The sequence below is a fragment of the Siminovitchia thermophila genome (genome assembly GCF_016909185.1).
Classification (GTDB): Bacteria; Bacillota; Bacilli; order Bacillales; family Bacillaceae_C; genus Siminovitchia; species Siminovitchia thermophila.
On the sequence record NZ_JAFBFH010000063.1, the window covers coordinates 1 to 5,906 of the forward strand.

Annotated in this window: 9 protein-coding genes; 7 read left to right on the forward strand and 2 right to left on the reverse strand. The window is 34.8% G+C overall.

All coding sequences use genetic code 11. The annotated features are described in order from the left end of the window. The first annotated feature begins 14 nt into the window (after nucleotides 1–14). The 5 genes from JOC94_RS22225 (at nucleotide 15) to JOC94_RS22245 (ending at nucleotide 1,693) form a co-directional block, all read left to right on the forward strand. Nucleotides 15–110, forward strand: a complete 96-nt coding sequence (locus JOC94_RS22225; protein ID WP_408021947.1) for an IS3 family transposase — start codon at nucleotides 15–17, stop codon at nucleotides 108–110. 175 nt (nucleotides 111–285) lie between these two features. After that, nucleotides 286–471, forward strand: coding sequence for a hypothetical protein (locus JOC94_RS22230; protein WP_077111032.1), 186 nt, complete (start codon nucleotides 286–288; stop codon nucleotides 469–471). A gap of 101 nt (nucleotides 472–572) precedes the next feature. Next, nucleotides 573–887, forward strand: a complete 315-nt coding sequence (locus JOC94_RS22235) for a YdcP family protein (RefSeq protein ID WP_077111034.1) — start codon at nucleotides 573–575, stop codon at nucleotides 885–887. 12 nt (nucleotides 888–899) lie between these two features. Further along, nucleotides 900–1,280 (forward strand): YdcP family protein, encoded by a 381-nt coding sequence (locus JOC94_RS22240; RefSeq protein ID WP_077111036.1) that lies wholly within the window; start codon nucleotides 900–902, stop codon nucleotides 1,278–1,280. Beyond that, complete coding sequence (locus JOC94_RS22245; protein WP_077111038.1) at nucleotides 1,280–1,693, forward strand: hypothetical protein; 414 nt, start codon at nucleotides 1,280–1,282, stop codon at nucleotides 1,691–1,693. The genes JOC94_RS22240 and JOC94_RS22245 overlap by 1 nt, the downstream gene beginning before the upstream one ends. Before the next feature lie 464 nt (nucleotides 1,694–2,157). Here JOC94_RS22245 and JOC94_RS22250 read toward each other — a convergent pair whose 3' ends face one another. Both JOC94_RS22250 and JOC94_RS22255 read right to left on the reverse strand, forming a co-directional pair. Beyond that, nucleotides 2,158–2,682, reverse strand: coding sequence for an alpha/beta fold hydrolase (locus JOC94_RS22250; RefSeq protein WP_077111040.1), 525 nt, complete (start codon nucleotides 2,680–2,682; stop codon nucleotides 2,158–2,160). Nucleotides 2,683–2,882: 200 nt separating this feature from the next. Continuing rightward, nucleotides 2,883–3,506: a TetR/AcrR family transcriptional regulator gene (locus tag JOC94_RS22255; protein WP_077111042.1), complete on the reverse strand. Its 624-nt coding sequence runs from the start codon at nucleotides 3,504–3,506 to the stop codon at nucleotides 2,883–2,885. Between the two features lie 1,129 nt (nucleotides 3,507–4,635). Here JOC94_RS22255 and JOC94_RS22260 point away from each other — a divergent pair. Continuing rightward, a complete protein-coding gene (locus tag JOC94_RS22260; RefSeq protein WP_171973966.1) occupies nucleotides 4,636–4,809 on the forward strand; it encodes a hypothetical protein in 174 nt (57 codons plus the stop codon). A gap of 10 nt (nucleotides 4,810–4,819) precedes the next feature. Next, a complete protein-coding gene (locus tag JOC94_RS22265) occupies nucleotides 4,820–5,677 on the forward strand; it encodes an ATP-binding cassette domain-containing protein (RefSeq protein WP_077113016.1) in 858 nt (285 codons plus the stop codon). Nucleotides 5,678–5,906 lie beyond the last annotated feature (229 nt).

Consider the following 5,906-nt stretch of genomic DNA (forward strand, 5'->3'; position numbering starts at 1 on the left):
CGCTGTTTGAATACATCGAGTTCTTCTACAATTCTAAGCGGATCCATTCGACTTTGGGCTACTATACGCCAAATGAATTTGAGCAAATGTATGGAAATTCCGCAGCCTGATTTTACCGCCATAAAAAAGTTTAAATGCCCTTTATTTAAACTTTTTATGACGGCCACCAAGCGAAAGCGCGGTAGAAAATCTGTGTCTACTTTCTTGACATAGTATCAACGTGTGTGACAAGTTCCGTCTGTCATTATTTTTTTATTATCAAAAACAAAAGGGAGCGTAATTTCTTTGGAAGAAAATGAAGCAAAAGTGATGGATTGGATTGAAGATCATTTTGTTTTAAATGAGATAGAGATTGAAGATTTCCCGTTTTTTCCTCATGGGAAATTGATACGTGATAAAAATGAAGAAACGATGGTTGTTTTTTGGTGTGTGATTTATGGACGTGTGGATTATCGACTACAAGAAGCATAGGAGTGATTGACAAATGAAAGAGTATTTTTCCCGTTCCCCTCCCTTCTCCCCTTGCTTACTTATAAATAACAAAAATTAAAACAAGAAGAGAGGTTTATATAATGGAGTTAAAACATGTCATTCCAAATATGGAAAAAATGTTTGGGAATTTAGAATATGCAGGAGAAGGAAAGGTTGAACAGAGAAGGATTAATGGGCGCATGACAACATTGTCACGCAGTTACAATCTGTATTCAGATATTCAACGTGCAGATGATATTGAGGTAATCTTGCCACAAGAAGTTGGAGAGAAATTTTTTGAACATGAGGAAAAAGTAAAGTTGGTTAATGCTAGGATTACCGCAGAAGGTTATAAAATTGGTGAACGTGGTTTCACGAAATACATTTTACATGCTGACGATATGGTCAAAGCATAAGGAGGAAAAAACATGAAATTAGCAGAAGGAATTGTCATTGATAAAGAAAAGACATTCGGGTTATTAAAGTTTTCGTCATTACGTCGAGAAGTGTTTCTACAAAACGAAGATGGTACAGTATCAACGGAAGTAAAAGAGCGCACCTATGATTTAAAGTCTCGTGAACAAGGACGTATGATTCAAGTCAGTATTCCTGCATCCGTTCCATTAAAAAACTTTGATTATAATGCGGAAGTGGAACTGATTAATCCTGTCGCAGACACAGTCGCAAATGCAACTTTTCGTGGGGCAGATGTGGATTGGTATATCAAGGCAGATGATTTAATTTTAAAAGGGAAAGCAGCGACACCAAGCTCTAACACTCAAAAATCTACTCCACCCAAAGATAAATAATGAAATTATACCGAAAAAGAGGGAAGCGAATCCGACCAAGTGACGCCTCTCTCTTTTTTCAATTTATCGTTTTTGGATTATTTGGTGTATGGCTCGTTTTTTTTATCCCTTTTCATGTAAAATTTTTGTTTGTAACAACGTGGGAATTTGATCCAATTCAAACTCACTTTGTAAGTACGTATGGATTAACGTCATTAATCATTAGTTTGGTCATGGTGGCAATATGTGCATTTGTTTATTATCGGTATCGTTATAACCATCTAAAACAGATGCTACATCGACAAAAGCTAGCAAAGATGATTTTGGATAATCGGTGGTATGAAACAAAACAAGTGATGAATGAACGTCCCTCCTTTTTGGCAGAACCCCATCAGGTGCTCGGGTTGCTCCCCAGCATTGCCCTATCCCCCTAAAATGGGCAAGAGCTTGTTAAAGTGTCGCCACAGCTGTTGTTAAAAATACCAATTACACAAAATAATTAATACTCCACTAAAATCTATTCCTGTTAATTCAATATTTTTATTGTAGAAGGGAAAATTAAGTCCAGCACCAATTGAAACTTCTAATACTTTTCCTTCAGCTTCTTGAAAAATTCGTTGAGAAACTTATAAGCATGATTGTTTTTTCGTCTTTTACTATATTTCTTTGCTTGCTTATCAAATTTTTGAATGAATGATTGATGATCCATACCATCGCTCCATTCTGTCATTTAGATGATTAATCATATTTCTCTATTCAGATGTACTTTCTTCATGTGTATGAATTAAGTCAATTAAATGACTGATCGCTTCGACTACCTCATCTGAACAGTCAGTATGGATTGTGGTATGTCCAGCATTTCTGAGAATACGATGTTCTCCCCTTGGAACGGAATTTGCTACTTTGTGTAAACAATATTTTTAATGTGATTGAATGGATCAAGTGTATCACGAAGAAATGATTTGCTTGTGATTGGAGTCATGAATGGGTCGATTCCCATCGCTGTATACACGATCAACGGAATATCTGGCAGTTTTCCTCCTTTACGTATTTCTTCATAGATTTGGCTATTTAAGTTTTTTCTTTCTGTAAACGTTTTAGATAATGTCTTGAGATGATATTCAATTAGTAGTTCACGGATTTCGTCTGGCCAAGTTGCAAACATTTGATTAAATAAAGCACGAAAGGATTTTTTGTAAGTTAAGAGTGCCCGAAGGATAGTAAAACTCTGCTGAAGGAGGTAACGTTTTTTAAACTTCGGTGTATTGGTGCGAAAGTCCTCGTGAGGTGGTTCAAGCAAAATCATCCCAGCTACCTCATCTGGAAATCGTTGAGCATACCGCTGCGCGTAGATTCCACCCAGCGAATGACCGACGAACAGGTAGGGTGCTGGAACACAAGCGGTATGCAATACATTTCGCAATTCATCAGTGACTTCAATGGCACTTCAAGGAGCTTAACATGATCGCTCCATCCAGTTCCCAATCGATCATAAATGACTGATGTTGTATATGTACTAACTTTATGATGCAGATTCAGGTAATCAAGTCCGACCATCCCGGCGGCTGGTATGAATACATCCCTACTCCTTTTCTGAAAAGTAGTTAGGTAGTCCAGATACATTCATCTATAAAAGATCTTCTTGAGTTCATTAAGATAACCATCTAGATCTGCAAGCACTTTGTCATAATCTAATTCAGTAAATTCTAAGTTCCGAAGATCTTCCAGAATCTGATTTGTAAAACCAACATTCGCCCAAAAGATAACCTGTTTGCATCTTTCAAGGTTCAATCCTTCTCTGAATTTAGTTTCATCAACAATTTCAAACATTTCCTCTTGGCATCGTGCTAGCTTTTCATTTACTTTTCCTTCTAGATTCTTATTGATTTCATCGGAATTCGTAATGCCAGTAATTTTAATAAAGTCAAATATCCAAGGATGCTGTTGTAGTAACTCAATCTGGAGTATATATGATTGTCGAATCCTCTCAAAAATATCTTTTTGATTAAAATCCATTAAATCAAGATATTCTTTATGAATCATGTCAGTGCAATAATCATAAAGGAATAGAAAAAGATCCTTCTTGCTCTTTATATAGTGGAACATGAGCCCCTTTGAAATACCAGCCTCTTTTGCAATAACATTCGTTGAGGCATCATCAAATCCTTTCATGGAAAATTCTTTTAGTGCAGCATTTAAAATAGCACCTCTTCTTTTGGGTTCCAGATTCAAAATCTTTAATTGCATGATAATCACCTTTGCGGATTTATTAATTGATCTGTTAGGTCAATTAACTTTAACATGATTTACCTATAAGGTAAATAAGTTGAATTAGGAAAATAGGATAAAAATGATTTAGTAACGTTTTTCGAAACAGCAATAACTGGATAAGAACTTTTTATTGCACACCTCATATCATTGATAACTCGTAACATTTGATAGGAAAATTTAGTTTGGGAATGCCTATTTAACAGCATTTAATCCAATAAAAAAACGGATAAAAAGTATAAATGCTTGGTTTCCTACCAAAAGAAGCTGGAACACAACTAAATCATCTGATTAAAAAACGAACAATACAGTGAAACTTCATTCAGTGGGAGTTTTCTTCCATCTCCTACTGAATGTTAGTTGCATTTAGGTGTCGTTTTCTCCACTTAGACCTTTTGTATCAACTCAGGTCTTGAAGCGGTGTATATGGCAACTTACATGCGGGATAAAGTGAAACTTCATTCAGTAGGGCTCCTACTGAATGTTAGTTGAACCAATCGGGCATTTAGGAGCCGTTTTCTCCCACTTGGATCTTTTGTGTTCACTCAAGATTTTGAAGTGGGAGGCTTACGGCACCTTACATGCCGGATAAATGGTCCCAGTGTATAATACGCAAGCTTTTAGCGTAGTCAAAATATGTAGACTCCTGCGGGAATAGGCTCGAGCTGAAGATCCCGCAGGAAAGCGACCTTTGCTTTCCGAGGAAGCTGAAGCCGGGCCCGCGGAAAGCGAAATATGTTGACGTAGCGATGATTGGGATTTTTTTACACAAAACACACTAATCTTAGTATGTTTTAGCTAGTCGACTTAATAGTTATAATATTCGAGAGATAATAAAGTTGATGGCTGTAAGCGCAAAAAATCAGTTCCAATTTTATTACTTCTTTAATGTTGAATTTAAAATTCGTTTAATTCCTACATACCATTGACTGAATCATATTTATACCCACAAAAAATGTTGTACGGTGTGAGGATGAATAGGTAATTTTTTAATTATATTTAGTACCTTGTTAACTTATTCTATGATTGTATATCATAAAAATTAAATTTTTTTTAATAATCATGTATTACAGTATAGACAACAATATACATCTAGGAGGTTGGAAGTATGGTAAAGGTGTTTATAATGCTGGCAGTTGTTTCGTTTTTGCTATCCGCTGCCTTATTTATAGTAGAAATTGTTAAAAACGGTTTTAAGGGAAGTAATTTTAAACCAGCTTTATTCTTATTTGTTGTTTATATCTTTAGTGTGATTTTACTTTTAATTGTCTATAACAATTAGGGAGGATAATATGATTACTTTAAAAAATGTTCGTTTCAAAGTGGGGAAACATAACATCCTAAATAACATAAATATGAAATTAAAAAGAGGTAAAGTATATGGACTATTAGGTCCCAATGGGGCAGGGAAAACCACGTTATTTAAGGCTTTATTAAATGTAATAGAATACAAGGGGGACATTTTCAAAGATTATAACCATGTGACAATAGGCAAATTAATTGAATATCCTGCCTTTTATCCAAATTTAACTTGTGTAGAAAACCTAAAGCTGCATGCCTCATATGCTGATATAGAGTACAATGATTCAATTGTAAATGATTTATTAGGAATAGTTGGCTTACCCGATGCGAAGCATAAAAAGTTTAAAGAATTATCTATGGGGATGAAACAACGATTGGGTGTAGCAAAAGCGCTGATGGGAAATCCAAATTTATTACTGTTGGATGAACCTACTAATGGATTAGACCCTATGGGGATGAAAGATATGCGAAATCTCATCGAACAGAACCTAAAAGGCAAACAAAGAACCATTGTCATTTCTAGTCATAATTTAAATGAAGTTTCTTTCGTTACGGATACTTTCCTATTTATGAGGGAAGGCAAAAAAATATTAGAAATTGATAATAACGAAGATATATATATGTTTGGTCGGGTGCAACAAATACCTGATCATCAAAACGTTAAACAAGCTGTTACTTTATTGGAAGATAATAAAAAAGAAATCTACTTCCTTTTAAGCGAAACCAATTTCAATAAGCTAAAGACGACTAACGATTTTGTATATAGTGATGTGCAAAACCTAACTTTGGAAAACTTGTATATCAAGTTGATGTCTACAGATTTGATAGAGGTGAAAAGCTATGTTTAAGTTGATTAAAAATGAATGGATTAAAGTTAAAAGTGAAAAGGTAATACTAGTCATTGTAGTACTTAGCTTGATTCCTTTACTCATGAACTTCGCTAATTTTGCTATAAATAATAAAGATATAAGCTTAGATAGTGGTTTGTATTTGGCAAGTAAAAAATGTATGAAATGGCATTTAAAAATGCATGCCACTTGTCGCCTCCAATTATTGCTGTATTAATGATTCTTTATA